Genomic DNA, 434 nt, shown 5'->3' on the forward strand with positions numbered 1-434 from the left:
GGTGATGCAGCGCAGCGAAGTGCACGCGGATCTGATGGGTCCGGCCGGTCTCCAGCTCGATGTCGAGCAGACTGGCGGCCTGGAACGCCTCGACGGTGTCGTAATGGGTGACGCTGTGCCGGCCACCCTCGACGACCGCGAACTTCCAGTCGTGACCCCGGTGCCGCCCGATCGGGGCATCGATGGTCCCACTCGAAGGATCCGGGTGCCCCTGCACCAGCGCGTGATAGCGCTTTTCCACGGTGCGCTGCTTGAACGCCCGCTTGAGCACCGTGTATGCCCGCTCGGACAGCGCCACCACCATGACGCCGGAAGTGCCGACATCGAGTCGGTGCACGATGCCCTGGCGTTCGTGGATGCCCGAGGTGCTGATCCGGAATCCGGCGGCGGCAAGGCCTCCCAACACAGTTGGGCCGTGCCAGCCGACCGTGGCG

The 434-nt window shown here is 67.5% G+C and carries 1 protein-coding gene; it reads right to left on the minus strand.

Annotated elements, in window-relative coordinates; all coding sequences use genetic code 11:
* Nucleotides 1–434, minus strand: a 434-nt coding sequence (locus tag RM590_RS35680) for an RluA family pseudouridine synthase (RefSeq protein WP_311708966.1), incomplete at both ends; no start/stop codon positions are given.

Source organism: Streptomyces litchfieldiae, assembly GCF_031845365.1.
Taxonomy (GTDB): Bacteria; Actinomycetota; Actinomycetes; order Streptomycetales; family Streptomycetaceae; genus Streptomyces; species Streptomyces litchfieldiae.